General features: G+C 65.5%; 29 protein-coding genes. 14 read left to right on the top strand and 15 right to left on the bottom strand.

The window, feature by feature from the left end; all coding sequences use genetic code 11:
• Nucleotides 1-14: 14 nt before the first annotated feature.
• The 4 genes from SALA_RS03345 (at nt 15) to SALA_RS16390 (ending at nt 2,641) form a co-directional block, all read left to right on the top strand.
• The gene (locus tag SALA_RS03345; RefSeq protein WP_041383046.1) at nt 15-1,217 is read left to right on the top strand and encodes an aminotransferase class V-fold PLP-dependent enzyme; all 1,203 of its coding nucleotides are present in this window, start codon (nt 15-17) and stop codon (nt 1,215-1,217) included.
• A complete protein-coding gene (locus tag SALA_RS03340; RefSeq protein WP_011540979.1) occupies nt 1,214-1,684 on the top strand; it encodes an SUF system Fe-S cluster assembly protein in 471 nt (156 codons plus the stop codon). Before SALA_RS03345 ends, SALA_RS03340 begins: the two co-directional genes overlap by 4 nt.
• A gap of 151 nt (nt 1,685-1,835) precedes the next feature.
• On the top strand, nt 1,836-2,192 hold the full coding sequence (locus tag SALA_RS03335; RefSeq protein ID WP_011540978.1) for a HesB/IscA family protein: 357 nt from the start codon (nt 1,836-1,838) through the stop codon (nt 2,190-2,192).
• Nucleotides 2,193-2,194: 2 nt separating this feature from the next.
• Nucleotides 2,195-2,641, top strand: coding sequence for a GNAT family N-acetyltransferase (locus SALA_RS16390; RefSeq protein ID WP_011540977.1), 447 nt, complete (start codon nt 2,195-2,197; stop codon nt 2,639-2,641).
• On the opposite strand, the gene SALA_RS17605 is transcribed toward SALA_RS16390, so the two are convergent.
• The 3 genes from SALA_RS17605 to SALA_RS03320 form a co-directional block, all read right to left on the bottom strand.
• On the bottom strand, nt 2,628-2,885 hold the full coding sequence (locus tag SALA_RS17605) for a hypothetical protein (RefSeq protein WP_084764800.1): 258 nt from the start codon (nt 2,883-2,885) through the stop codon (nt 2,628-2,630). The two genes, SALA_RS16390 and SALA_RS17605, sit on opposite strands and share 14 nt — an antisense overlap.
• 11 nt (nt 2,886-2,896) lie before the next feature.
• Complete coding sequence (locus SALA_RS03325) at nt 2,897-3,613, bottom strand: extensin-like domain-containing protein (RefSeq protein WP_237700916.1); 717 nt, start codon at nt 3,611-3,613, stop codon at nt 2,897-2,899.
• Between the two features lie 133 nt (nt 3,614-3,746).
• Nucleotides 3,747-5,156, bottom strand: coding sequence for a cytochrome P450 (locus SALA_RS03320; RefSeq protein ID WP_011540974.1), 1,410 nt, complete (start codon nt 5,154-5,156; stop codon nt 3,747-3,749).
• Between the two features lie 159 nt (nt 5,157-5,315).
• Here SALA_RS03320 and SALA_RS16385 point away from each other — a divergent pair, with 159 nt between their 5' ends.
• Nucleotides 5,316-6,131, top strand: coding sequence for a hypothetical protein (locus SALA_RS16385; RefSeq protein WP_011540973.1), 816 nt, complete (start codon nt 5,316-5,318; stop codon nt 6,129-6,131).
• A gap of 9 nt (nt 6,132-6,140) precedes the next feature.
• Here the strand turns inward: SALA_RS16385 and SALA_RS03310 are convergent, their stop codons facing one another.
• The 7 genes from SALA_RS03310 to SALA_RS03280 form a co-directional block, all read right to left on the bottom strand.
• Nucleotides 6,141-7,445 (bottom strand): dicarboxylate/amino acid:cation symporter, encoded by a 1,305-nt coding sequence (locus SALA_RS03310; RefSeq protein WP_041383627.1) that lies wholly within the window; start codon nt 7,443-7,445, stop codon nt 6,141-6,143.
• 95 nt (nt 7,446-7,540) lie between these two features.
• On the bottom strand, nt 7,541-9,331 hold the full coding sequence (locus tag SALA_RS03305) for an SLC13 family permease (RefSeq protein ID WP_011540971.1): 1,791 nt from the start codon (nt 9,329-9,331) through the stop codon (nt 7,541-7,543).
• Nucleotides 9,332-9,338: 7 nt separating this feature from the next.
• A complete protein-coding gene (aroC, locus tag SALA_RS03300) occupies nt 9,339-10,415 on the bottom strand; it encodes a chorismate synthase (protein ID WP_011540970.1) in 1,077 nt (358 codons plus the stop codon).
• Nucleotides 10,412-10,786 (bottom strand): VOC family protein, encoded by a 375-nt coding sequence (locus SALA_RS03295; RefSeq protein WP_011540969.1) that lies wholly within the window; start codon nt 10,784-10,786, stop codon nt 10,412-10,414. The genes aroC and SALA_RS03295 overlap by 4 nt, the downstream gene beginning before the upstream one ends.
• Nucleotides 10,786-11,613, bottom strand: a complete 828-nt coding sequence (gene fabI, locus SALA_RS03290; RefSeq protein WP_011540968.1) for an enoyl-ACP reductase FabI — start codon at nt 11,611-11,613, stop codon at nt 10,786-10,788. The genes SALA_RS03295 and fabI overlap by 1 nt, the downstream gene beginning before the upstream one ends.
• Before the next feature lie 17 nt (nt 11,614-11,630).
• Nucleotides 11,631-12,698: a YihY/virulence factor BrkB family protein gene (locus SALA_RS03285; protein ID WP_011540967.1), complete on the bottom strand. Its 1,068-nt coding sequence runs from the start codon at nt 12,696-12,698 to the stop codon at nt 11,631-11,633.
• 3 nt (nt 12,699-12,701) lie between these two features.
• Nucleotides 12,702-13,619: a DnaJ C-terminal domain-containing protein gene (locus SALA_RS03280; RefSeq protein WP_011540966.1), complete on the bottom strand. Its 918-nt coding sequence runs from the start codon at nt 13,617-13,619 to the stop codon at nt 12,702-12,704.
• A 131-nt stretch (nt 13,620-13,750) separates the two neighbouring features.
• Here SALA_RS03280 and pdxH point away from each other — a divergent pair, with 131 nt between their 5' ends.
• Entirely contained in the window at nt 13,751-14,329 is a 579-nt protein-coding gene (pdxH, locus tag SALA_RS03275) for a pyridoxamine 5'-phosphate oxidase (RefSeq protein ID WP_041383623.1), read from the top strand.
• The gene (locus tag SALA_RS03270; protein ID WP_011540964.1) at nt 14,326-15,147 is read left to right on the top strand and encodes a PhzF family phenazine biosynthesis protein; all 822 of its coding nucleotides are present in this window, start codon (nt 14,326-14,328) and stop codon (nt 15,145-15,147) included. Before pdxH ends, SALA_RS03270 begins: the two co-directional genes overlap by 4 nt.
• On the opposite strand, the gene SALA_RS03265 is transcribed toward SALA_RS03270, so the two are convergent.
• Complete coding sequence (locus SALA_RS03265; protein WP_041383044.1) at nt 15,142-16,299, bottom strand: serine hydrolase domain-containing protein; 1,158 nt, start codon at nt 16,297-16,299, stop codon at nt 15,142-15,144. The genes SALA_RS03270 and SALA_RS03265 overlap by 6 nt on opposite strands.
• On the opposite strand from SALA_RS03265, the gene SALA_RS03260 reads away from it, so the two are divergent.
• Nucleotides 16,298-16,720, top strand: a complete 423-nt coding sequence (locus SALA_RS03260; protein ID WP_011540962.1) for a hypothetical protein — start codon at nt 16,298-16,300, stop codon at nt 16,718-16,720. The two genes, SALA_RS03265 and SALA_RS03260, sit on opposite strands and share 2 nt — an antisense overlap.
• A gap of 85 nt (nt 16,721-16,805) precedes the next feature.
• Here the strand turns inward: SALA_RS03260 and SALA_RS03255 are convergent, their stop codons facing one another.
• The 4 genes from SALA_RS03255 to SALA_RS03240 form a co-directional block, all read right to left on the bottom strand.
• Nucleotides 16,806-17,729, bottom strand: a complete 924-nt coding sequence (locus tag SALA_RS03255; RefSeq protein ID WP_011540961.1) for an alpha/beta fold hydrolase — start codon at nt 17,727-17,729, stop codon at nt 16,806-16,808.
• 213 nt (nt 17,730-17,942) lie between these two features.
• Nucleotides 17,943-18,827 carry a pirin family protein gene (locus SALA_RS03250; RefSeq protein WP_011540960.1) on the bottom strand — a complete coding sequence of 295 codons (885 nt, stop codon included), beginning with the start codon at nt 18,825-18,827 and terminating at the stop codon, nt 17,943-17,945.
• A gap of 19 nt (nt 18,828-18,846) precedes the next feature.
• Nucleotides 18,847-19,215: a DUF2200 domain-containing protein gene (locus SALA_RS03245; RefSeq protein ID WP_011540959.1), complete on the bottom strand. Its 369-nt coding sequence runs from the start codon at nt 19,213-19,215 to the stop codon at nt 18,847-18,849.
• Between the two features lie 8 nt (nt 19,216-19,223).
• Nucleotides 19,224-19,502 (bottom strand): BolA family protein, encoded by a 279-nt coding sequence (locus SALA_RS03240; protein WP_407635772.1) that lies wholly within the window; start codon nt 19,500-19,502, stop codon nt 19,224-19,226.
• 140 nt (nt 19,503-19,642) lie between these two features.
• On the opposite strand from SALA_RS03240, the gene SALA_RS03235 reads away from it, so the two are divergent.
• The 6 genes from SALA_RS03235 to SALA_RS17715 all read left to right on the top strand — a co-directional run bounded on the left by SALA_RS03235 (nt 19,643) and on the right by SALA_RS17715 (nt 26,093).
• Nucleotides 19,643-20,173, top strand: a complete 531-nt coding sequence (locus SALA_RS03235; RefSeq protein ID WP_011540957.1) for a J domain-containing protein — start codon at nt 19,643-19,645, stop codon at nt 20,171-20,173.
• Between the two features lie 10 nt (nt 20,174-20,183).
• On the top strand, nt 20,184-20,621 hold the full coding sequence (locus SALA_RS03230; RefSeq protein ID WP_011540956.1) for an ester cyclase: 438 nt from the start codon (nt 20,184-20,186) through the stop codon (nt 20,619-20,621).
• A 256-nt stretch (nt 20,622-20,877) separates the two neighbouring features.
• Nucleotides 20,878-21,867, top strand: coding sequence for a cobaltochelatase subunit CobS (cobS, locus tag SALA_RS03225; RefSeq protein ID WP_011540955.1), 990 nt, complete (start codon nt 20,878-20,880; stop codon nt 21,865-21,867).
• Nucleotides 21,864-23,063 (top strand): alpha/beta hydrolase, encoded by a 1,200-nt coding sequence (locus SALA_RS03220; RefSeq protein ID WP_011540954.1) that lies wholly within the window; start codon nt 21,864-21,866, stop codon nt 23,061-23,063. The genes cobS and SALA_RS03220 overlap by 4 nt, the downstream gene beginning before the upstream one ends.
• Nucleotides 23,064-23,368: 305 nt before the next feature.
• Entirely contained in the window at nt 23,369-25,192 is a 1,824-nt protein-coding gene (gene cobT, locus SALA_RS03215; protein WP_011540953.1) for a cobaltochelatase subunit CobT, read from the top strand.
• 397 nt (nt 25,193-25,589) lie between these two features.
• Nucleotides 25,590-26,093, top strand: coding sequence for a surface-adhesin E family protein (locus SALA_RS17715; protein WP_011540951.1), 504 nt, complete (start codon nt 25,590-25,592; stop codon nt 26,091-26,093).
• The last annotated feature ends 339 nt before the right edge of the window (nt 26,094-26,432 follow it).

The following is a 26,432-nucleotide window of genomic DNA, read 5'->3' as shown; positions in this document are numbered from 1 at the left end:
CGAGCGAAGTCGGGATGCCCATCGGTAACGCACGCCTTCAGGGTGTCTCGACTTCGCTCGACACGAACGGGATCAGAGATCAGTTCCCCGGCCTCACCCCCGGCTGGCACTATCTCGACACCGCCGCGACGGCGCAGAAGCCGCAGGCGGTGATCGATGCCACCCTCGCCGCGATGGGCCGCGACTATGCGACCGTGCATCGCGGCGTCTATGCGCGTTCGGCCGACATGACGCTTGCCTATGAGGCGGCGCGGCGGCGGATCGCGGCCTTTATCGGCGCGAAGGACGACCAGATCGCCTTTGTGCGCGGCGCGACCGAGGCGATCAACCTGGTTGCCTATTCGCACCCGAAAAAGGGCCGCGTGCTGCTCTCCACGCTCGAGCATCACAGCAATATCGTGCCGTGGCAGCTCGCGGGCTGGCAGGTCGATGTCTGCCCGCTGACCGCCGACGGCTGCATCGACCTCGATGCCGCCGAAAAGCTGCTGACCCGCGGTCATAATATGGTCGCCTTCGCGCATGTCTCGAACGTGCTCGGCAGTCCGCTCGACGTCGCGCGCGCGGCGGAGCTGGCGCACAAGGTTGGCGCCGAGCTGCTGATCGACGGGTGCCAGGCGGTGCCGCGGCTGCCCGTCGACGTCGCGGCGCTGGGGTGCGACTATTACGTCTTTTCGGGGCACAAGCTCTATGGTCCGACCGGTATCGGCGTGCTGTGGAGCGACAAGCTCGACGCCTTGCCGCCGTGGCAGGGCGGCGGGTCGATGATCGACCGGGTGACGTTCGAGCGCACGACCTATGCCCCCGCCCCCACCCGCTTCGAGGCTGGAACGCCCGCAATCGTCGAGGCGCTGGGGCTCGCGGCGGCGGTCGATTATGTCGAGACGATCGGGATCGATGCGATCCACGCGCACGAATGCGCGCTCGTCACCTCGCTGCGCGACCAACTCGCGCGGCGCAACAGCATCACCCTTTATGGCCCTGAAAACAGCGCCGGAATCGTCAGCTTTTCGATGGCGGGGGTTCATCCGCACGACATCGGCACTATCTTGGACGAAAGCGGGGTCGCGATCCGCGCCGGGCATCATTGCGCGCAGCCGCTGATGGACCATCTGGGCGTGCCCGCGACCGCGCGCGCGAGTTTCGGTTTGTACAGCAATGACGACGATGTGGCGGCGCTGATCGACGGCCTCGCCCGCGTCGAAAGGATTTTCGGATGAGCGAGGAGCGGACAATCAGGATCGAGGAAGTCGCGCACGTCGAGGCGCCGCCCAAAGCGCGCGTCGCCGATGCCGAGACGGCGCCCGAGAAGCTCGAACGCAAGCGCGACTATCTGGAAGGCTTCCTTGCCGCCAGGCCCGCGGCGGTCGATCCGGCGGCGGTGGGCGGCGACCTTTACGAAGCGGTGATCGCGGCGCTCAAGGATATTTACGACCCCGAGATTCCGGTCAACATCTATGACCTCGGCCTCATCTACAATGTCGAGATCGACGAGGGGCATGTGATGGTGACGATGACGCTGACGACGCCGCATTGCCCGGTCGCCGAATCGATGCCGGGCGAGGTCGAGCTGCGCGTCGGCGCGGTTCCGGGGGTCGGCGACGCCGAGGTCAATCTGGTGTGGGATCCGCCGTGGAGCCCCGCAAACATGAGCGACGAGGCGCGGTTAGAGTTGGGGATGTTGTGACGAAAAAGCCCCTTCCCTTCAGGGGAGGGGCAACGAAGACCTGGCAGCTTGCTGCCCGGTCGTAGTGGGGTGGGGCCTATCGGCCTTGCTCAAGGCCGATAGGCCCCACCCCAACCCCTCCCCTGAAGGGGAGGGGGTTTGGAGATTGAAGATGACCGACACCAAAACCCGCACCCGCCCCGCGGCGGTGACTCTGACGCCCAACGCCGAAGCGCGCATCGCCAGGCTGATGGCGGCCGCACCCGACGGCGCGATCGGCGTCAAGCTGTCGACGCCGCGCCGCGGCTGTTCGGGGCTCGCCTACTCGGTTGATTATGTGACCGAAGAAGAAAAGTTCGACGAGAAGATCGAAACGCCTGGCGGTGTATTCTACATCGACGGCGCGTCGGTACTCTATCTGATCGGCAGCACGATGGACTGGGTCGAGGATGATTTTGCCGCGGGCTTTGTCTTCGACAATCCGAACGCCAAGGGCGCCTGCGGCTGCGGCGAGAGCTTTACCGTCTGACGATGAAAGTGCGGGAGGCGCAATCGCGGGACATCGCCGCCTGGGCGGCCATGCGCGCGCGGCTCTGGCCCGATGCCGATGCCGCGGAACTGGCCGACGAACTGCCGTCGATGCTCACCGACACGACGCTGTGGAATTTCATTCTGACGAGCACGGGTGATCGCGCGGTCGGCTTTGCCGAGGTGCAGCTCCGCACGATGTTCGACGGCTGCGTCGTGGCGCCCTATCCGCATATCGAAGGCCTATGGGTGGATGCGGAGCTGTGGAGGATGGGCGGCGCACGCGCCCTGCTGGCGGCGATCGAGGAACGGGCGCGCCGACGCGGTCACGATCGTATCGGGTCGGACGTCGAACTCGATAATGAGACGAGTCAGGCATGGCACGAAAAGTGCGGCTTCAACGAGGAAGTGCGCACGATTCTCTATTCAAAGCCGCTTAGAGCGCGATGACATGATATTGACCCACCGTGACGGAGGCGATTTTGGCCGAGTGCGAGGGGCGAGGAGCGGCGCGATGCGGGATATCGCGCCCGACGAGCAACGTGGCAATCGGCCAAAATCGACCCGCCCCGGAGGGGTTGCCCCCTGAAGCCCGCCGGACAGCGGCGCGTCTCTGGTCCGGGCAACCAGCCCGTCCTGCGAGACGCTTCTTGCCGACGAACTTCAGGGGGCAATCACGGTGGGTCAATATCAGGTCATCGCGCTCTAACGGCACACCGTCCAGCCTGCGGTGCGCGCGGCCATGTCGAAATGGAAATGATCGGCGTGCGCGGCATTATGATCGGGTGACAGCACGGTCGAGAACAGGCCGCACGATCCATCGCGCACCGCGTGGAGGAACTCGCCGTGCCGGTCGCCGGGTTCCCAGTCGTTGATGAGCGCAATCCGCGTTCCGTCGGCCAGGATGAAGGCCGAAATGTCGATCGCATTGGCGGTCGAATGCTGGCTTCGCGCCGCGCTGCCGGCAATGGTGCGGCAGTTGTAACTGCCGAGATTCTCCAGCTCGACGACCTGTTGCCCGAAATAGCGTTCGGCTGCGGGCTGCACGACGTCGCGGGTCCACAGCGCCATTGCCGCGGTGACGGCGCAACCGGGCGCGGCGTTCGCGGGGCGCATCGTGGGCACGAGACGGTTGCCGGTCAGGATCATCCGCTGGCTGGCGCGGCATACCCCCTCGCCCACCACCGGCCGCCGCAAATAGCCTGCGCCCGAGCGGTCGAAGGCAGCGAAACAGGCGTCATCGTCGGCGGCGAGCGCCACCAGCTTGTGGCGCGTGGCCCAGCCCTGCGGGTGCGCGAGTTCGAAGCGCGCGCCGGGGACATGTTCGGGGTGCTCGCGCACCCACTGCATGGCGCGAACCGCGGCGAAGGCGAACAACAACGCGACGGCTAACCAGATGAGATAGGGGCGAAGAGTCGTCACGCGCCCCAGATGACGCACTTGGACCGTCCGAACAAGGATACACGTCGCCCCCGCGAAGGCGGGGGCCGCTGGCCACCTTACCCCGCGGCGCTGCGTAAACCGACGGCGGCCCCCGCCTTCGCGGGGGCGACGATTATTTCAGCGGCTCGAACGTCACGGTCAGCCCGTCCTTCGGGCGCGGGATCGGCAGCATCTGCCACTCGGGCGCATAGCCGGGCGCGACGCTGATCCGGTGGGTGGTGACGACATGGTGGAAAAAGATTTTCGCCTGCATATAGGCGAAGTGCAGCCCCAGGCACATATGCGCGCCGCCGCCGAACGGCACCCACGCATATTTGTGCCGTCCGCGCGCGACCTCCGGCGAAAAGCGCATCGGGTCGAACCTTTCGGGTTCGGGCCAATGCTCCTCCATCATGTGCGTGAAGGCGGGGCTGACGCCGACCGAGGTGCCCGCGGGGATGCGATAGCCGCCGAACTCGAAATCCTTGAGCGCGCGGCGCGGGAAGCTGGGCACCGGGGGAACGAGCCGCAGCGCTTCCTTGAACGCCCATTCGGTGAGCTCCAGCTCGCCGAGGCTGTTGTGCCCGACGCCTTCGCCCGCCGGGGCGACGGCGAGCATCTCCTCGCGCAGCCTGTCCTGCCAATCGGGGTGGCGCGCCAGCTCCCACACCAGCGTGGTGATCGAGCTGGTGATCGTGTCGTGCGCCGCCATCATCAGGAAGTTCATATGATCGACGATCGCGTCGACCGGCATATAATCGCCATTGTCGTCGCGGGTGCGGCAGATCTGGCTGAACATGTCCTCACCCGCGCCCTCGCGGCGTTCGGGCACCATGCGGCTGAAATAATCGACGAGGAAGGCGCGACCTTTCGCGCCGCGCCCCATCGCCGTGAAGGGCAGCGGGCGGCGCACGATGCCGATCGACGCCTGGACCATGTCGACGAAGGCCTTGTTGACCTTGTCCGCCTCCGGCCCCCATGGGATCCCGAGGAAACTTGTCGCGGCAAGGTCGAGCGTCAGTTCCTTGATCGCGGGATAGAATTGGAACGTCCGCCCGCTCCAGCTTGCGACCCGGCCCCTGATCCCGTCGTTGAGCGCATCGGCATAGTGGCGCATCGGTTCGGGTTTGAAGGCGACCGACAGGAGCTTGCGGTCGGCGCGATGCTTTTCGAAATCCATCAGCATCAGTCCGCGCGGGAAAAGCAGGTTGAGCACCGGGCCCCACCCCTGTTCGGACGAAAAAATCTTGTCGCGGTCGAACATGACGAGTTCGTTCGCTTCTGGCCCGTACAGCGCGACGCTGCGCCCGCCGAAGCTGTTGTTGCGATAGACGGGGCCATATTTTGCGACCATGCGGCGCGCGAAGGCGGGATAGTCGCGCAGCTGTTCGAGCGTGTTGCCGATGATGGGCAGGCCGTCCTCGCCGGGAATATGATCGATCGCACTGTCGGGGTTGCGCGGAAGCCAGTGCTGCGTGTCGGGGCCGAAGCGCGCGGCGGACCAACGGCTGCTGGCGGGGTGGATTTGCGTCGGCGCGTTCATCGGGTCGAATCCTCGTCCATCCTGTCGTTGGCATGATGGGTATCGCACTACTGACAATGGTGCAAGTAACGTATCGCACACCATTCACCGCAAATTCAACTCGGCTCGGGCAGGTTCGGCGCGAGGGTCGCAATTCATCGCCCCGAAAAGGACCGAGCCATGCCCCTGCGTTTCAAGCGCCCCCTTTCCATCGCATTCGGTGCATTTGCGACGACGATGCTTTCCGGCTGCTATTATGGCGACGTCCATGGCGCCAGCTACGCTTCGCGCGGCGATTGCGCGGCGCGCTACGGCGACGCTTATTATGACTATGACGGCTATGCCTATGACGACGGCTATGGCTATGATTGCTATGATGCGTCGGATTATGGCAGCGGCTTTGTCCAGATCGGCTTTGGCGGCGGCTGGTACGACGATTATTATTACCCCGGCCACGGGCTATGGATGTTCGACCGCTATCGCAACCGCTATCCGCTGCGCGACCATTATCTGAACTATTGGGGCGGGCGGCGCGCTTGGTGGAAATATCATGGCAAGCACGGCGACTGGAAACCCGGTCGCCCCGGCTGGCATCGCGACCGCGATGACGACCGCGAGCGCGATGACCGGCGGCCGGGCTGGAACCGCGGCGACCGCGACGGTGACGGCCCGCGCGGCACGCGCCCGCGCCGCTCCACCGAAGCCATGACCGGCACGCCGCGCGCGATCCGTAATCTGCCTGCCACCGAACCGGGCGAGATATATTCGCGGCCGCGCGGGCGGGTCGAGACACGCGCGACGCAACGCTCGCATCGGCAATGGCCGCGGAGCGCCGTCGCCCCGCCCGCCGCGGCGCCGGTCACAGGGAGCACGCCCCCTGTCGCGCGCCCAGCCGTTCGGCCGGCTCCGCCGCCGAGAGCGGACACGCCATCGGCGCCCCCGCCCCCCGCGCGCGCCAACCGCGTCGACCGGCCCAACAAAGTGCGCGATCAATAGCCAAAAGGATCAGCCGGGGCTGTCCCCTTCCGGCCGATCGTCGATCCCGGCCGAAACGACCGTCGCCGCGACAAGGTCGCCGATGACGTTCAGCGTCGTGCGGCACATGTCGAGGAAACGGTCGACGCCGAGCACCAGCCCGATGCCCGCCGGGGGGACACCGACCATGGCAAGGATCAGCGCGATCACCGGCAGCGAACCCGCCGGAACGCCCGCCGTGCCGATGCCGCCAAGGATGCACACGGCCATCACCATGATCTGTTGCTGCAGCGTCAGGTCGACCCCGAAGAATTGCGCGAGGAAGATCACCGTCACCCCTTCGAACATCGCCGTGCCATTCTGGTTCGCCGTCGCGCCGATGGTCAGCACGAAGCGCGCGACCCGGTCGGGCAGGTGCAACTGGTTCCGGGCGACGCGCAGCGCCGTGGGCAGCGTCGCGTTTGACGAGGCGGTCGAAAAAGCCATCACCGTTGCTTCCTGCGTTTCGCGGAAGAAGGCGATCGGCGATTTCCCCGCCAGCGTCTTGAGCAGGATCGGAAAGACCACGAACATCTGAAGCCCGAGCGCAAGCAGCACCACACCGACGAAGGCCGACAGGCGCACGAGCAGATCGACGCCGAACTGCGCGCCGAGGTTGAACATGAAACAGAAGATCGCGATCGGCGCGAGGCGGATGACCAGCCCGATCAGCTTCATCGCAACCTCGAACACGCCCTCGATCGCGGTTTTCAGCGCCTGCGTCTGCGGCGTCTGCACCATCATCAGGCCGATGCCGAAAAACAGCGCGAAGAACATCACCGCAAGCACGTCATTCTGGCTCATCGCGAGGAAAAAATTATTGGGGACGATCGCGACGATCGCGTCGGCGCCGGCCTTGGCCTCGCGGCTCGTCTGAATGATGCTGCCCGCGCGCTCGGCGCCGTCGGCGATCAGCGAACGCGCGACCTCCGGATCGACGCCGGCACCCGGCTGGAGAAGGTTGACGACCAGCAGGCTGATCACAACCGCGATCGACGACACGACGATCGTATAGATCAGCGTTCGCAATCCCACGGTCTTGAGCGCCCGCATCTCGCCCATTTCGGCGACACCGACGATCAACGCCGACACCAGCAGCGGGATGACCAGCATGAAGAGCAGGCGAAGGAAAATGTCACCGACCTTGCCGAGATAGAAAATCACCTCGTCAACCCACGGCTGGCCCGCAGCGCCATAATGCGCCGCGAGTCCCGCGAGCAGGCCGACGACAAACCCGACCAGCATCCGCCATTGCAGACGCCGCGCGCGCGCCTCTTCATGCCCTTGGGCCGGCATCACGATGCTTGCTTCGGCCATCCACTTTTCCCCTGCTTGCGACCCAATAGGGCGCGGACCCTAGCGGTGCCCAAAATAGCGCGCAACCGCACCGTTCACATCAACAGGCTGATCGCAGCCACCGTGGCCGCACCGACGAACAAGGTCATCGGAACGCCGGCGCGAACGAAATCGACGAACCGATAATTACCCGCCGCATAGACCAGCGTATTCGTCTGATAGCCGATCGGCGTCGCAAAGCTGGCAGAGGCGGCGAACATCACCGCGACGACCAGCGGATAGGGATCGACGCCGAGATCGCGCGCAACGGCAATGGTGAGCGGGGTGACGAGGATCGCAACGGCATTGTTGGTCACCACCTCGGTCAGCAGCACCGAAATGGCGTAGGTCGCGAGCACGAGCCCCCACGGCGGCACATCGGCCAGCACCGGCGTCAATTTGCCCACCACGAGCGCAACGCTGCCCGAATTTTCGAGCGCCAGCCCGACGGCAAGCATCGCGAAAATCAGCACGAGCACATTGCCGTCGATCGAATCCCACGCTTCGTCGGCGTCGATGCAGCGGGTGACGAGGATCAGCCCGACGCCGATGATTGCCGCGACACCGATGTCCATGACGTTGAACGACGCGAGCAGGATGACGCCGAGCAGGGCGCCGATCGCTATCGGCGCCTTGCCGCGCCGGAACTCGCGCTCGGTCGTCGAGCCGACGCCATAAAGATGTGGATTGGCATACATCTGCTCGATCTGGTCCGTCGGCCCGGTGACAAGTACGCGATCGATCGCCTGGATGCGCGCATTGGGCAGGTCCGGACCGGGCGTCTTGCGAAAGCGCGCGATGCCGAGGATGCGGACGCGCAGCGCCGAGAGGAAAGGGATTTCGATCAGGCGACGGCCAATCGCGGGATGGCTGGGCGCGATCATCGCCTCGACAATCTCTTCCTCATCCTGCTCGACATCGTCATGCCCGGCGGTCAGCCCGATCGCGACATTCTTGTTCGCGCGCAGCGACAGCAACTCGGCAAGCTCGAGCCGCAGCACCAGGCGGTCGTCGGCCTGCAGTATTTCGTCGGCAAGCGCAGTGCGGCGGAGCGTGCCGCCGCGCTTCAGCCCGACCAGCCTGACGTTGGCGCGCCTGGCAAAGGGCACATCGCCAACGCGCCGGCCCACCAGATTACCATCCTTCAATATCCGCACTTCGGACAGGAAGGAGCGATGATCCTGGCTGAGCGCGATCTGGTTCGGCGCGTCATCGGGCAGGAAACGCCGCGCGATCGCGAGCAGACCAAAGGCGCCGATCACGCCCGCGACCAGTCCGACAGGCGTGATGGTGAAAATACCAAAGCCGTCGAGCCCATTCTCCTCGGCCACGGCGGCGACGAGCAGGTTGGTCGAGGTGCCGACCAGCGTGGTCGTGCCGCCGAGGATCGCCACATAGGACAGCGGGATCAGCAGCCGCTTCGCGCTCAGATTGAGGGCGGCCGCAAGGCGGAGCATGATCGGGATCATCACCACGACGACCGGCGTGTTGTTGAGGAGGGCCGAGGCGACGTAGACGCCAAGGAACATTTCCGCGAGCGCCAGCCTGGGATGTCGCTGCGCGCGCGCGATGATCCGGCTGGCGATCGCATCCAGCGTCCCCGTCCGCAACAGCGCCCCCGACAGGATGAACATCGCGCCGATCGTCACCGGCGCCGGATTGGAAAAGACCGAGAACAGGTCGCGCCCCGACAGGATGCCGAGGAAGAGGAAGGTGCAGGTTCCGAGGATGGCGACAACGGTTGCGGGAAAGCGCTCCAGAACGAAACCGACGAACATCAGGCCCAGGACGACGAGGCCGATGATCGCCTGATGATTGGTGATAAAGGTGCGGGCGACGTCGATCACGGACCCGTCATCCGCACTGCGCGCGGTGGAGCAGCTTGTGGTCGGCGAGTGTCAGCGCCATCATCGCTTCGACCACCGGCGCGCCGCGGATGCCGACGCAGGGGTCGTGGCGGCCCCTGGTCACGATGTCGGTCGCCTCGCCCGCCTTGTTCACCGTCGGCACCGGGGTCAGGATCGAACTCGTCGGCTTGAAGGCGACGCGCACGACGACCGGCTGCCCGGTCGAAATGCCGCCCGCGATGCCGCCGGCATTGTTCGACAGGAAATCGGGGCGGTTGCTGCCGTCGCTGGCGGGGCGCATCGGATCGGCATTTTCCTCGCCGCGCAGCCGCGCCACGCCGAATCCCGCGCCGATCTCGACGCCCTTCACCGCGTTGATCCCCATCATCGCGGCCGCAAGGTCACTGTCGAGCTTGGCATAGACAGGCGCGCCCCAGCCTGCGGGGACGCCGCTCGCGGCGCATTCGATGACCGCGCCCAGCGAGCTTCCCGCCTTGCGCGCGGAATCCATCAGCGCCTCCCAGCGCTGCGCCGCCGCGGGGTCGGGACAGAAAAAGGGATTGCGATCGATTTCTTCGAGGTCGAAGTTCGCCGGATCGATCGCATCGCCGCCGATCTCCGCGACCCAGGCGTGGATCTGCACCTCCGGGATCACCAGCCGCGCGACAGCGCCCGCCGCGACACGCGCCGCAGTCTCGCGCGCGCTCGACCGGCCGCCGCCGCGATAATCGCGGATGCCATATTTGGCGTCATAGGCATAATCGGCGTGGCCGGGACGCCAGGCTTGCGCGATCTCGCCATAATCCTTCGATCGCTGATCGACATTCTCGATCATCAGGCTGATCGGCGTGCCTGTCGTCTTGCCTTCGAACACCCCCGACAGGATACGCACCTGGTCGGGCTCCTGCCGCTGCGTGGTGTGGCGCGACTGGCCGGGGCGACGCTTGTCGAGAAAGGGCTGGATGTCGGCTTCGGACAGAGACAGCCGCGGCGGGCAGCCATCGACGACCGCACCGAGCGCGGGCCCGTGACTTTCCCCCCAGGTCGTAAAGCGCAGGACGCGTCCGAAGCTGTTGAAACTCATATGCCCCGTGCCACCCTGTCCATAAACTCGATTCGATTGCCGAAAGGGTCTTCTGCAAAAAAACGGTAGCGCCCCTCGACCGGGCTGTCATCTTTGGTCGCATGGCCAGCGGCCTCAATCCGGTGTCGCAGCGCGGCCAATTCGTCGGTCGCCAACGCGATATGGGCTTTCTTCGCGGCGTGAAAATCAGCCTCGACGCCGACATGCAATTGCTGCGCGCCGAGTTGAAACCAGCACCCCCCGCGCCCCACCATCTCGGGCGGCTTGGGCAATTCACTCAAGCCCAGCAATACGCCATAAAAACTCCGCGCCGCATCTTCACCGCCGATGGGGATGGCAAGCTGAACATGATCGATGGTCAGATCAACCATCACGCAAGCGCGATGTCCGGCGCATCTTCCTGCTTCATGCCGATGGTGTGATAACCCGCATCGACGTGGTGCGTTTCGCCTGTCACGCCGCTCGCCAGATCGCTCAGGAGATAGAGCGCCGAGCCGCCCACATCGTCGATCGTGACGTTGCGGCGCAGCGGCGCGTTATATTCGTTCCATTTCAGGATCAGGCGGAAATCGCCGATGCCCGACGCTGCGAGCGTCTTGATCGGCCCTGCCGAGATCGCGTTCACGCGCACCCCCTGCGGCCCGTAATCATTGGCAAGATATTTGACGCTGGTTTCGAGCGCCGACTTCGCGACGCCCATGACGTTATAATGCGGGATGACCTTTTCGGCGCCATAATAGCTGAGCGTCAGCAGCGAGCCGCCGCCGGCGCCCGTTTCAGGGTCGAAGGGCGCCATCATCGCCGCCGCGCGCTTCGCGACCGCGGTGAAGCTGTAAACGCTGATATTCATCGTCATCAGGAAATCGTCGAGCGTCACATCGGCATAATGGCCCCGCAGCGCTTCCTTGTTGGTATAGCCGATCGCGTGGACCACAAAATCGATCGTCGGCCAGCGCGCGGCGAGCGACCCGAACGCTGCGTCGAGATTGTCCATGTCGGACACGTCGCAATCGATCAGGAAATCGCAGCCAAGCTGGTCGGCAAGCGGCTTGACGCGCTTTGCCATCACCTCGCCCTGATAGGAGAGCGCAAGCTCCGCGCCATGCGCGTGCAGCGCCTTCGCAATGCCCCAGGCGAGCGATTTGTCGTTCGCCAGCCCCATGATCAGCCCGCGTTTGCCCTTCATCAGACCCGTCATTTCCGTTTTCTCCGGCCTTATTTATCGTCGACTGTCACGTCGTCCACGCGCCCCATAGCGTCGTGGCCCAAATCCTCAACCTCGACGAGCGCGGCGTTGAGCTCCGCACCCATCACCATACCCAATCCGACGAGATAGAAGAAAAATAGCGCGACCATCACCCCGGCAAGGCTGCCATAGGTGGCATCATAGCTGAGCAGGCTCGCGAGCAAAGGCGGCAGCGCGAGCGTGACGCCGATCCACCACAGCGTCGTGAACAGCGCCCCCGGCCATTTGGGGCAGCGCTTCAGTCGGCGATATTTCGACGGTGTCAGGCTGTAGAACAGCAGGTAGATCGCGACGAACAGGCCAAAGCCCGACACCGCGCGCGAGATGAACACCAAGCCCCGGGCCTGATATTGTTCGGGCAATACGCGCGTCACGAACTGTTCGACGCCGACGATCAGCACCTGCATGCTGAACGACAGCAGCATCAGCACGACGGCGCCGGTGATGATGCCGATCGACAGCAGGCGGTAATGGAAGAATCCCTTGCTGAAATGCGTGCCATAGGCGCGCCGCAATATGTCGCGCACTGTTTCGATCAAACTTCCCACCGTCCAGAGCGCGACAAGCGCGCCAAGCCACAGGAAAATGCCGGTGCGCGCGCTCATCACTTCGCGGATCGGGCCCGACAGCGCCTTGGCGACGGTTGGCGGCATCGTCGAAAAAACCGCCTCGACCGCACGCTCGCCGCCGACGCTGCCGCCGACGAGCGACAGCGCCGCGGCGAGCAGGATGAAGAAGGGAAAGAGCGCGATCAGCGCCAGATAGGCCAGGTTGCCCGCGTGGATGAAACCGTCGGTATAGGTGCCGACAACGACGCGGCGCACGATCCGATAGGCGCGTGTGCCGGGGCCAAGCTGTTCGCGCCCGCGCTCGATAACCCCCTGCGCCCGCGCGCGCAGATGGACGCGTTTGGCCTGCTCGGCGCGCGCTTCGGGCGATTCGGGCGAATGGCCTTCGGCCAGAAACTCCTTGCCGACCTCGTCGGCGACCTCGCGCTCCAGCGCCGCCGCGCGTCCGTTATCCCTGACCTCAGCCACGCATCACACGCCGAGGTCCGCCCGCACGTTGCGCGGATCGTTCCATTCGCCGAGCAGCTTGACCAGCGCAGCGTCGTCTGCGGGCAGGTCGACCATGATCCGCACCAGCTGGTCGCCGCGGCCGCCGCTCTTCTGGCTGAACCCCTTGCCCTTGAGCCGCATGACCTTGCCCGACGAGGAGCCCGCGGGGATCGACAGCATCACCGGGCCGTCGACCGTCGGCACCTTCACCTTCGCGCCCTTCACCGCCTCGGCCAGCGTGACGGGCAGGTCGAGGCGGATGTTGGCGCCGTCGCGCACGAAAAAGGGGTGGTCCTTGACCGTGATCGTCACGATCGCGTCGCCATGGCCGCCCGGTCCCGGCTGCCCCTTGCCGGCAAGGCGCATCTGCGTCCCCGTCTCGACACCCGCGGGTAGTTTGAGGTCGATCGTGCCGCCATCGGCCAGCGTGATCCGCTGCGGCGCCTGCGTCGCCGCATCGATAAAGGATACCGACAGGCGATAGGGGATGTTGGCGCCCCTGGGCGGCGGCGCGCTGCGGCCGCCGAACCCGCCGAACGGCCCGCCGCCGCGACCGCCGAACAATCCTTCGAAAATATCACCGAAATCGGCGCCGTCGTTGCCGAAACCGGAAAATCCTCCTTGCGCGCGCGGGTCGCCCCGAAAACCAGCGCCGCCATAGCCAAAGGGCATCGCCGGATTGCCGTCGGCGTCGATCTCGCCGCGGTCGAACTGCGCACGCTTCGCCTTGTCGGAAAGCAGGTCATAGGCCTTGGTCACGTCGGAAAAGCGTTCCGACGCCTTCGGATTGTCCTTGTTCTTGTCGGGGTGCAATTCCTTGGCGAGTTTGCGATAGGCGGACTTGATCTCGGCTTCGCTCGCGGTCTTCGCAACGCCCAGGGTGGAATAGGGATCGGCCATCTTGCTCCTGTGCCCGATTAGTGACTGGCCGTGAAGGCCCATTGCGCGCGCATGTGGGAATGCGTGCGGCGGCGGTCAAGTTCCGCACATGTCGCTCGACCACGCGCGTCCCGCGCATTATGACGGCGCGCATGAGCGACGACCCCCTGGCCCTGTTCGACAGCTGGTTCGCCGAAGCGCGTGCCAGCGAGCCCAATGATTCCAACGCGATGGCACTCGCGACCGCGACGCCCGACGGGCGCCCGTCGCTGCGCATGGTTCTGCTCAAGGGGCATGGGCCGGACGGCTTCGTCTTCTACACCAACCTCGACAGCCGCAAGGGCGGCGAACTTGCCGCGAACCCGCATGTCGCGCTGCTCTTCCACTGGAAATCGCTGCGTCGCCAGATCCGGATCGAAGGAAGCGTCGCGCCGGTCGACAACGCCACCGCCGACGCCTATTTCGCGACGCGCAGCCGCGACAGCCAGATCGGCGCGTGGGCCAGCGACCAGTCGCGCCCGCTGGACAGCCGCGCGACCTTCGAGGCACGCTTCGCCGAAATGCAGGCGCGCTTTGCGGGACAGGACGTGCCGCGCCCGCCGCGCTGGTCGGGCTGGCGCGTGACACCCGAGCGAATCGAGTTCTGGCAGGACCGCGCCCACCGGCTCCACGAACGAACGCTGTTCGAGCGCACCGCGATCGGCTGGACGAAAGGATATCTCTATCCATGAGCGCATCGCGCCGCCTGCCGATCAGCCGCGTTGACGCCTTTGCCGACCGGCCCTTCACCGGCAATCCCGCTGCGGTGATGCCGCTCGAAGAATGGCTCGACGATGCGACATTGCGGGCAATCGCGGCCGAAAACAACCTGTCGGAAACCGCCTTTCTGGTGCCCGACGAGAGCGGCGACGCCGATTATGAACTGCGCTGGTTCACCCCGACGGTCGAGGTGGCGCTGTGCGGTCATGCGACGCTGGCGAGCGGGCATGTGCTGCTGTCGGCGGCGCAATGGCGGAGCGATATGCGCTTTCGCACACGCAAGGCGGGCATCCTGCGCGTCGCGCGCGATGGGGACGAAGAGGGCTATCGGATGACGCTGCCCGCCTTTACGCCCGCGCCCAGAGCCATGCCCGACATCGTCCGCGCGCTGGGCGGGCAGCCGGTCGAGACGCTGTGGCACGAGGGCGGCTATGCGGTAATCGTTTATCCCGACGCGGCGAGCGTCCGCGCGCTGACGCCCGACTTTCGCGCGCTGAGCAAAGGCGGCGACATCCTCTATATCGCGACCGCACCCGGTACCGGCGACGCATCCGGCGCCGATGTCGTCAGCCGCGCCTTCGCGCCAGCCGCCGGGATCGACGAAGACCCGGTGACCGGATCGGCGCACAGCGCGCTCGCCCCCTATTGGACGACGCGGCTGGGCCGCGACGCCTTTGCGGCCTATCAGGCGAGCGCGCGTGGCGGCCACCTCGGCTGCCGCCTCGACGGCGACATGGTCGAACTGACGGGCCGCTGCGTCACGACGCTGGTAGGCGATTTCCTGCTATAAGGCCGCGGTCAGATCCGCCAGGTGCCGTCGCAGCGCGGGAAACTGATCGTCCCTGGTCACGCCCAGCCGCACAATCGTCACGCGCTGCGACGGTGAGACGATGATATATTGCCCCTGATGGCCGATGGCGGCGAACAGGTCGTTCGGGCCGCGATCGGGCCAGAGCGCGGGCTGCGCCCCCGGCGGGCGGCGGCGGTTGAGCCAGATATGCCCACCATAACCCGCATCGCGCGTCGACGGCGTCAGCATGAAACGGATCCAGCTTTCGGGCAGCAGCCGCTGGCCGTTCACGACACCGTCGTTGCGCAGAAACTCGCCGAAGCGGGCATAGTCGCGCGCGGTTGCGTGCATGATCGACCCGCCGATCATCGTGCCTTTCGCATCGAACTCGGGCGTCAGGCTGGTCATGCCGAGCGGTTCGATCAGCCGCCCGGCGATAAAGTCGCGCATCGCGTCGCGCCGCGCGTCGGGGCTTTCCGACGGCGTCAGCGTGTCGGCGATGATATCCGACAGGATGATGCTCGTCGCCGAGCTGTAATTGAACACCTCGCCGGGCTGCGCCGCCGCGGGCTTGGCCTCGGCAAAGCCCGCCATGTCGGCCGCGCCGCCGCCGAACAGCATCGCGACCGTGTCGCCGTCCCACACGGGATCGCCATTTTCGACATGTTCGAGCCCCGATGACATGTGGAGCAGGTGGCGCAGCGTGATCGCGCCGCGCGGATCGCCGCTGCGCTGCCACGCCGCGACGGGTGCCGGAGCGTCGAGCGACAATTGCCCGTCGGCCACCAGAAAGCCGGTGAGCACCGCGGTGATGCTTTTCGCCATCGACCAGCTGATCAGCTTGCTGTCCGGGCCGAACCCCGCGGCATAGCGTTCATAGATCGGCTCGCCATCGCGGAGCACGAGCAGCGCGCGCGTCTGCCCCACCGCCTCGGCATCGGCGAACAGCGCGTCGGCGCGCGCGCGGAGCGCCGCGGGCAAGGCGGGGAGCGCGGAGGAAGCGTCGGCCGCGGCCACGTCGTCGAGCGACAGGCCGAACCTGGGCGCGGGCGCCGCGGGCGCGAGGCTGCCCTGCCCCGCCGCCTGTGTCAGCGACCAGGCGCCGAGCATCGCGAGGGCGGCACTTGCCAGCAGCCATTTTTTCATCATCATGGACCGGGTGAATAACACCAACTCCACCGACCCATCAACGGGTGCGACGCCGACGCCTGCCCCGCCACCGCCGCCCGCCCCGGTTTCGACGCGCAAGAAGCCGAGCCGCTGGGGCGGCTGCCTGCCGTGGATGGCGATCGCCGGCGTGATGCTCGCGGGACTCGCGATCTGGCAATTCCCCGCGTTCAAGGCGCAGGCCGAACTGGGCGCCGCCTATGCCGCGCGCGTCGGTTGTTCGTGCCGTTATGTCCAGGGACGCAGCCTCGAAAGCTGCCAGAGCGATTTCGAGCCGGGGATGGAAATGGTCTCGCTGAGCGAAGACCCCGAAACAAAAACGGTGATCGGCAGCGTCCCGCTCCTCGCATCGCGCAGCGCGCGCTTTGCCGGTGCGAGCGGTTGCCTGCTCCGACCGGAGAATTAGAGCGCCAGAGGCGCCGGAGGAGGAAAGCCGCGGCAGCCGGTAGCCCGGTCCGTCCGCCACCATTTTTGACGCCCGCGTTGCCGGTTCAGCCCTGCGCGAGAAACGCATCCATTGCCGCATTCACGGCGTCGGGCGCATCCCACGGCACGAAATGCCCGCAATCGGGCACCTTGACGATCGTGACATCGGGGACGAGCGCGGCCATGCCGTCGAGGTTGCACGGCGGCAGCGCGACGTCATCGAGCGCCCAGATCACCAGCGTCGGAATCTTGAGCGTCGGAAAGGATGCCGCAGGCGGTTCGGCATAGGGTTCGTCCATCGCCGGCACCGCAAGCGGCGAAGCCCGATACCAGTTGACCATCGCGCGGCAGGCGTCGCGATCCTCCCAATCCTTCAGCAGGCGGTCGATCTCGTCGGCGGGTTGCAGCCCGCCGCTGGGCACCTTTCCCGCAAAGGCGTGGGCGAGCAGGCCGGCAATGCCATGGTCGGCGATGATCGAATCGCTCGCGGGGTCGCGAAAGGTGCGGATATACTGGCTCGCGGCGCGCTGTTGGGCGTTGGTGGCGAGCAGACGCTGGAAGATCGCGGGGTGCGGCGCATTGGCGATCACCGCGCGCGTGACGCGCCCCGCCCATTGGGGGTGCAACCCGCCCGGCTGACCGCCCAGCGCAACGCCCCAGGCGATCGCTCCGCCCCAGTCGTGGCCGACGATCGTGAACCTGTCGACTCCGAGCGCATCGGCAAGCGCGAAGATGTCGGCGATCAGCTTGTCGGGGGTATAGGCGTCCACTTCCTGTGGTTTCGAAGACCCGCGATAGCCGCGCTGGTCGGGGGCGATGCAGCGGAAACGGCCGGAAAAATGCGGCAGCTGATGACGCCAGGTGCGGTGCGATTCGGGAAAGCCGTGCAGAAAGATCAGCACGGGCGCATCTTTCGGCCCCATATCGACGACGTCGAGTTCCACCCCGGTCGAAAGGGTTACCCGCTGCTGTTCGAAGTCGCCGATCATTGGCACCGCTCCTTTGGTTTCGTTTCAAAACCAATCTGGCGCGGTTTGCCGGGACTGGCAAGCGACAAGAAATGGCGGGCATATGGCGAAGGGCGCACGTCTCAGCCCGTCGGCTCTCGGGCGCGTTCCCCCATTCCCTTATCCGTCATCCCCGCGACGCGACGACCGGGATCTCGACAGGGTTGAGGGCCGCAATCGGTCGTTAGTCGGCTATCAAGGATAGCTCACCGTCTTCGGCACCTCCGGAATCGGGATGAACTCCTCGCTGTCGCCGGGGACAAGGGGAAAGCGCCCCGCTTTCCAGTCATGCTTCGCCTCGTTGATCCGGTCGCGCGAGGAACTGACGAAGTTCCACCACACATGCCGCGGCGTTGTGAAGGCTTCGCCGCCGAGCAGCATCACGCGCGCGTCGCTCGTCGCGCGCAGCCTCATCGCCTGCCCCGGCTTCAATATATAAAGGCTGTGCCGGTCGAGCGGCTCACCGTCGAGGCTCGCGTCGCCCAGCGCCACGAGCACCGCGCGCTCGTCAGCTTCGGCGTCGATCGGGATCGTCGCCCCGGCGTTCATCAATATGTCGGCATAGATGGTGGCGCTGTGCTGGGTGATCGGCGACGCCGCACCCCACAGGCTGCCCATGATGACGCGCGCCGACACGCCATTGTCCTCGACCAGCGGCAGGTCGTCCTTCGCAACATGCTCGAACGCCGGATCGATCTCTTCCTTGCCGTCGGGCAGCGCGAGCCAGGTCTGCATCCCCGAAATTGCCGAACCGGTGGCGCGTTCGGCCTGCGGCGTGCGCTCCGAATGGACGATCCCGCGCCCCGCGGTCATCAGATTGCACGCGCCGGGGCGGATCGTCGCATAGGTGCCGAGGCTGTCGCGATGGTCGATCGCTCCCTCGAACAAATAGGTCACGGTGGCGAGGTTGATGTGCGGATGCGGCCGCACGTCCATGCCCTTTCCGATGTCGAAATGCGCCGGCCCGAACTGGTCGACGAAGATGAAGGGTCCGACCATCGTGCGCGCCCTGTTCGGCAGGGTGCGACGCACCTCGAATGCGCCGAGGTCGTGGGTCGAGGGGGTGATGACGTCAAACATCAGTCGGGCCTTTCCTGTGTCAGCCGTTTCCACTCGATGGCGGGCGCAAGATTTTCTCCATCGCCCTGCCCTTCGCGAGTTCGTCGATCAGCTTGTCGAGATAGCGGATCTCGCGCATCAGCGGCTCTTCGATATTTTCGACGCGGACGCCGCAGACGACGCCCTTTATCTGCTCACGCGCCGGATTCATCGCGGGCGCACCGGTAAAGAAGGCGCGGAAATCGACGCGCCCGGCGATCCGGCCTTCCAGTTCCGTCTGGCTATAGCCGGTCAGCCAGCGGATGATTTCGTCCACCTCCGCCCTGGTGCGGCCTTTGCGCTCGGCCTTGGTCACATAATGCGGATAGACGCTCGCAAAGCTCATCCCATAGATGCGGTGTTCTGCCATTCGCTTCCCTATTCGCCCGGCGCCGTCGCGCGGATCGCGAGCGCGTGGACGCGCTGCCCCGGCAGGTCGCCGAGCGCCTTGTTCACCATGCGCTGGCGCATCACGCGGTTCATCCCCGCAAAGCCCGCCCATTCGATGCTCAGGCTGAAATGCGATTCGCCGCTGCCGTCGTCGCCGACGTGGCCGTGATGTTTGGCGCTGTCGTTGCTGACGGTGAAACTGGCGTCGGGAAAGGCTGCGGCGAGCAGGCTTTCCATCTCTTGCTGTACGGGGCCTTTGCTGCTCATGGGCTTGACCATAAGCGCAGCGTTGCCAAATTATAAGACCCTCCTCCCTCCCCGCCCTTCGATTCCGAAAGCCCGTTTTGCCCTCCTCCCCCCGCCCTAACCGTTTTCATGGCCGCGTGCCGCGCGAGGCGCCCTGCGCGGTGCCCGGCTGCCGCGAGGCCGGAGAGTTTCGCGCACCCGCATCGGCGCGCCGCTCGTCCGACGGCCCGCCGCCCTGGCGCTGGCTGTGCCTCGAACATGTGCGCGCGTTCAACGCGGGCTATAATTTTTTCGAGGGGATGAGCGCCGATCAGATCATGGCGGCGCAATCGCCAACCGCGGGCTGGGAAACCGAAAGCCGCGCCTTTCGGCCCGCGGGCAGCGCCGACCTGCCGCCGCGCTGGGCCGATTTCAAGGATCCGATGGACGCGCTCGGCGCGCGGTTCCGGCAGCGGATGGACGAAGCGCGACGCGAGGTGGCGAACCCGCGCTTCACGCGCGAGGAGCATCGCGCCATGCAGCTGATGGATTTGCCGCCCGACGCCGACCGCGCCGCGCTCCGCCGCCGCTACAGCGAGCTTGTACGCAAATATCATCCCGACCGTAATGGCGGCGACCGTCGTTTCGAGGCGCGACTCGGCCAAGTGGTCGAAGCTTATCAGTTGCTGAGGAAAACCGCGGCGTTCGCATAGGAGAAAGGCGATGACCGATTTGAATGCGGCCCGGATCGAGGTGGTGCGACGGCACATGGCGCTGGAGATCGCGCATGATTGGGACGGCGTCATCGCGACCTTCGACCATCCGCGTTACGAACTCATGGGCCCCGGCACCGTCTTCGACGGCGAAGCGGCGGTGCGCTCCTATTTCGCCTCGTCGCGCGAGCCCTTTCCCGATCAGGCGAACGAGGTGATCGCGATCGCCGCGGACGAGCACACCAGCACGGTGCTCGTCGAGTTCTGGCTGACCGGCACACATCTCGGCCCGCTCAAACTCGGTCTGCGCACGATCGAACCGACGGGCAAGGCCTTTCGCATCCGCATGGCGGCGAGTTTCGAGTTCGCGCCCGGCAGCGACAAGATCGTCTGCGAGCGTCCCTATTATGACCAGTCGGCGGTGATGAAGGCGCTCGGCCTCCTTTGAAAAGGCGTTGCAAGGCGCAACCCATGAAGATACCGCGGCGCAACCCGACTCTCCCTCTCCCCTTGAGGGAGAGGGTTGCGAAGACTTGCCAGCTTGCTGGCTAGTCGTAGCTGGGTGAGGGGTATGCGAGCCGCAGGCTCGCGCGGCACTTCGCGCCGCTCACCCTCATCCAACTGCGCCTGGCCGCTCCGCGGCAAGGCTTCGTATCCTTCTCCCCTCAAGGGAGAAGGGACATGATTTTAAGGCGACAGAGAACATGACCGATATCCCGAACAGCCTCCCCGACCATCACGGATCGACGCTGCTGGCGGCGCCCGATACCGAGGTCGATGCGCGCGAGGTCTTCGGCGTCGATATCGACATGAAGGTACCCGCGTTCAGCGAGGCCGACGCGCGCGTGCCCGACCTCGACCCCGCCTATGTCTTCGACGGCGACACGACGCTCGCGATCCTCGCGGGCTTCAAATACAACCGCCGCGTGATGGTGCAGGGCTATCACGGCACGGGCAAGTCGACGCATATCGAACAGGTCGCGGCGCGACTCAAATGGCCGTGCATCCGCGTCAACCTCGACGCGCATATCAGCCGCATCGACCTCGTCGGCCGCGACGCGATCGTGCTCAAGGACGGGCAGCAGGTCACGGAGTTTCGCGAAGGCCTGCTCCCCTGGGCGCTCCAGACCCCCACGGCGCTGGTCTTCGACGAATATGACGCGGGCCGCCCCGACGTGATGTTCGTGATCCAGCGCGTGCTCGAGACCGAGGGCAAGCTGACGTTGCTCGACCAGAACCGCGTGATCCGTCCCAACCCCTGGTTCCGCCTTTTCTCGACCGCCAACACCGTCGGCCTCGGCGACACGAGCGGCCTCTATCACGGCACGCAACAGATCAACCAGGGCCAGATGGACCGCTGGAACATCGTCGTCACGCTCAACTATCTGCCCGCCGCCACCGAAAGCGCGATCGTCCTCGCCAAGGTGCCCGACACCGACGACACGACCGTCGCCAATATGGTCAAGGTCGCCGATCTGACGCGGCAGGGCTTCATCAACGGCGATATCTCGACGGTGATGAGCCCGCGCACGGTCATCAGCTGGGCTCAGAATACCGCGATCTTCCACAATATCGGCTTCGCCTTCCGCCTTTCCTTCCTCAACAAGTGCGACGAGGCCGAACGCATGATCGTCGCCGAATATTATCAGCGCGTGTTCGGCGAAGATTTGCCTGAAAGCGTAATCGCCAAATGATGCGTGCCCGCCAGCTGGCGGCGGCGTGCGGCGCCGCGCTCGCGCTGTCGGGGTGCAGCATTGCGGCGGTCGACTATGGCAAGATCCGCCACGCCGAATATGTCGCCGACCAGCGCTGCGATGCGCAGCCGGGCGCGGTCGTCGATGGCGCGGCGCTGCCCCACTTCTTTGTGACGAGCCGCCTGCCCGACTGCCGCGCGAGCGAGATCGAACTGCTGCACCACCGCGGCGACCATGTACGGTACGGCCGCTTCGACGCGCCGCGCGATGTTGTGGTGGCAAAGAAAAAACGCTTCCTGCCGCCGCTCGCCTTTCAGGCGGCGCCCGACTGGTGGCGCGCGCTGCAGGCCGAAACCGACCGCAAGCAGGGCCGCGTGCTGCTCTATGTCCACGGCTATCGCGAGAGTTTCGCAACGACGTCGAAGGATGCGGCGCAGATCGCGCGGATGACAGGGTTCGACGGGCCGATCATCGAATATAGCTGGCCGTCGCAGGGCAAGCTCTTCAGTTATGTCGTCGACGAAACGAACATGTATCACGACGTCCGCAACTTCCGCGATTTCCTGAAAACCCTCGCCGAACAGGGCTGGGTCAGGGAGATCGTCATCGTCTCGCACTCGCTGGGCGCACGGCTGGTGATCCCCGCGGTCGCCTATGTCGATCGCGCGTCGAGCAACGCCGACAGCAGCAATATCTCGAACATCATCCTCGCCTCACCCGACTTCGACCGCGAGACGTTCGAGCGTGACATCGAAGAGGAAGTGCTGTCGGCGCGGCGCGTCGCAAACGACCGGCGCATCACCATCTATGCGTCGCGCGCGGACAGGGCGCTCGCGGCGTCGCGCGCGATCCACGGCTATCCGCGATTGGGCTCGCCCTATTGCTTCAATCCGTTCGAGGCGGCGGAACTGAAGGCCAGGGGGCTTCCCGAACGCTGCTATCCCGCGCCGCGCGCCGGGCTGACGGTGATCGACACGACCGACGTGTCGCGCGGATCGACGGGGCACAGCAATATCCTGCTGAGCGCGCCCGCCTGCCGCGACTTCATCGACGTCGTGGCGGGCAAGCGCACCCGGCCCGAGCGCGTCGCGACCCCGTGGACGCATGTGTTCCGGCTGGAACCCGACCCGGCACTGACCAAGGCGGAGCACGACGCAATATGTCGCCGCACCGCCGAAGCGGGCGACGACCGCTGAGCCGTCAAAAGCCGCACATCACCGCAAAATCGGCGAGCATTCCGCTCCCATCCGCCGGCGTCACTGCGAGCGAAGCGAAGCAATCACCAGCGTTCGTGGCATCCGGACGATGGCTGGAGATTGCTTCGTCGCTACGCTCCCCGCAATGGCGACGTGGCATCGACCGATGGTAGGGAAACAATCGCCACCTTGATACGAGGCCCATACCGCCATCGACGCCGTGGACCCCGGCTCAGGTCCGGGGTGACGCGATCCGATCTCATCCTCTTCCTTCCGGCATCAAAGCTGGTTAGAGCCGACTCGAAATGTCCGCCCAATCCCCCCTCGACGATTTCAAGGCCGCGCTGTCGAGCGTCGCGCGCGCGGTGACGCGCGACGCCGAGGTCGAGGTGGGCTTTACCGCCGACGCGCCCGCGCAGGTGGGCAAGGCGATCAAGGTGCCGACCCCGTCGCGCACCCTGCCCGCCGATCAGGTCGCCGAAGCGCGTGGTTTCGCGGACTCCTATGCTTTGCGGATGAAGCATCACAGCGAGAAACTGCACGCCGCAGCGCGCCCCGCCGATCCCGTTGCCGCCGCCGCCTTCGACGCGATGGAGCGCGCGCGGATCGAGGCGCTGGGCGCGCGGCATATGGCGGGGATGCGCGGCAATCTGGCCGCCAGCCTCGCGATGCGGATGCGCTCGGACCCGATCAGCCGCGCGCAGGACCGGGGCGACGTGCCGATGTCGAGCGCGCTCGAACTGATGCTGCGCGAAGCGCTGACCGGCGAACGCGCGCCGCAGGGGACCGAGACCGGCCTGTCGCTGGTGCGCGAATGGATCAGCAAGGAGGCGGGCGGCGATTTGACCGCGCTGTCGATGCTGCTCGACGATCAGGCCGCGTTCGCCGAAACCGCGAAAATCGCGCTCCGCCACCTCGACCTCATCCAGAGCGACGAGCCGCTGGAACAAGGCGCCGAGGACGGCGGCGAAGAGGATCAGACCGAAGCCGAAGAAAGTCAGGAAGAGCAGGAAAGCGAAGACGGCGGTGCCGGCGAAAGCCAGGTCGACGCGCGCGCCGAAATGGCGGGCGATCAGGCCGACGACGGCGACAGCGACCCCGACGCGCAGGAGATGGAGGCCGACGGCGAACCCGAAATGGGCGGCGAAGGCGACGAGGGGATGCTGCCCGTCCGCCCCAACCGCCTGCCGGGCGACATTCCCGATTTCAATTACCTCCGCTTCACCGAAAAGCATGACGAGATCATCGCCGCGACCGAGCTGTGCGACGCCGACGAACTCGCCCGCCTGCGCGCCTATCTCGACCAGCAGATGACGCATCTGCAGGGCGCGGTGACCAAGCTCGCCAACCGGCTCCAGCGCCGCCTGATGGCGCAGCAGAACCGCGCGTGGGATTTCGATCAGGAGGAGGGCCAGCTCGACGCCGCGCGGCTCGCGCGCGTCATCGTCTCGCCCGGCCAGTCCTTGAGCTACAAGATCGAGCGTGACACCGACTTCCGCGACACCGTCGTCTCGCTGCTCATCGACAATAGCGGGTCGATGCGCGGACGCCCGATCAGCATCGCCGCGATCAGCGCCGACATCCTCGCGCGCACGCTCGAACGCTGCGGCGTCAAGACCGAGATATTGGGCTTCACCACGCGCACATGGAAGGGCGGGCAGAGCCGCGAGGACTGGCTCGCCGCGGGTCGCCCCGCGCACCCCGGCCGCCTCAACGACCTCCGCCACATCATCTACAAGCCCGCCGACGAACCCTATCGCCGCGCGCGCAAGTCGCTGGGGCTGATGATGCGCGAGGGGCTGCTCAAGGAAAATATCGACGGCGAGGCGCTGATGTGGGCGCACAGCCGCATCATCGCCCGCCCCGAGGAACGCCGCATCCTGATGGTGATTTCGGACGGCGCGCCGGTCGACGACAGCACCTTGTCGGTCAACCACGGCGCCTATCTGGACCAGCACCTGCGCCAGGTCATCGACTGGATCGAAAACCGCTCGCCCGTCGAACTCTGCGCGATCGGCATCGGCCACGACGTGACGCGCTACTACAGCCGCGCGGTAACGATCATGGATGCCGAGCAATTGGGCGGCACGATGGTCGAACAGCTGGCGGGGTTGTTCGACGTGGATTGAGCATTGCTTGATGGCAGGATTATCGTAATTTCGTCAGCGTTTACCTTCCCTATGGTTGGGAATTATGTAAACTGTCACCGTAATGGGTAATGGGGGAACCGAAGGAGGGGGTTATGGGAGGACTCATTGTCGTTCTAGCAGTCGCATGGACAATCAGTCTATTTGCTTTCCGGCGGATGCCGCCGCATCGACGCGCGATTTTTACTGCCGGGTCCGCATGGCTAGTTTGTGCTGCCATATGGGGCTTCTTCTTGCCCAGTGGTTTCTACGGGGGGCTGATCGGATTTTCTATTGGCGCCGCCGTGGTCGGGGTCGAACGGTATATCCATTATTCTAAGCATTGGACGGACGAACCGGGTACGGGCGACGAGGCTGAGATTTTTCGCTAGGAGGGGGTATGGCAAGCGATGGTGATTGGTTCTGGCCGCTAGCTGGCGCGGCAGTTCTCGCATGGCTCGCCTATGATAAGTGGTGGAAAGAGGAAGAGCCGCCGTCGCCACCGCCCCCCATCTTCGCTCCTGTTTCGATCAGGCCTTCAGGCCTCGTTTACGTAACCGAACTGGATAGTGGCGCTGTTTGGCGCGTGAACGCGGATAGCGTGAAAGGCGTACGATCAGACCGGACATTTTGGATCGATCAGGACCATTCCAAGAATAAATCCGAAAGAGCCCGTTCAATAATGACGCTTTACAGGGTAGATTGCGACAGCACCGCAACAGCCCGCCTAAGCCTCGTTGCTTATGACGGGGATGGCAACGTCCTGATTAAGCAAGACTCCCCCCACGCCGAGGAGACATTCACGCCTCCCGGCTCTGTTTTGGGCAGCGTATTCGACGAAGTCTGCAAGTCGGTTTATGATCCGCCTCCGGTAGCGCCGCCTCCCCCTAGCCCTTCTCGTTAGAGTATCTGTAATGGAATTACGGTGACAGCTTGCTCAACCCCCAAACTCGCCCCCACCGCGGAAAATATCCTGTCCTACACAATCGCCCCGCGTTAGCTTCCGCCCATGCACCATGCAACGCCCCGTCTCCACAACCAGACACCCGCGGCGACGGCACCGCACGCGATTTCGCTTAAAGCCACAAAGGAGACATTTTCGGTGCGCCCATGCGTATCCTTTGTCGCTTTAAGCGCAGCCGCGCACTCCGACGGAAAACGCCTGCAACACAAATTCCGAGTGAAGTTGCACAGTTTTCCGCGCTTTTCGAAAATCCCTTTTCCCTCTGCGATCTCTGCGGCC

Origin of the sequence: Sphingopyxis alaskensis RB2256 (genome assembly GCF_000013985.1) — a bacterium.
Classification (GTDB): Bacteria; Pseudomonadota; Alphaproteobacteria; order Sphingomonadales; family Sphingomonadaceae; genus Sphingopyxis; species Sphingopyxis alaskensis.
The sequence above is the reverse complement of the archived record's forward strand: the minus strand, read 5'-3'. Positions and strand labels throughout refer to the sequence as shown.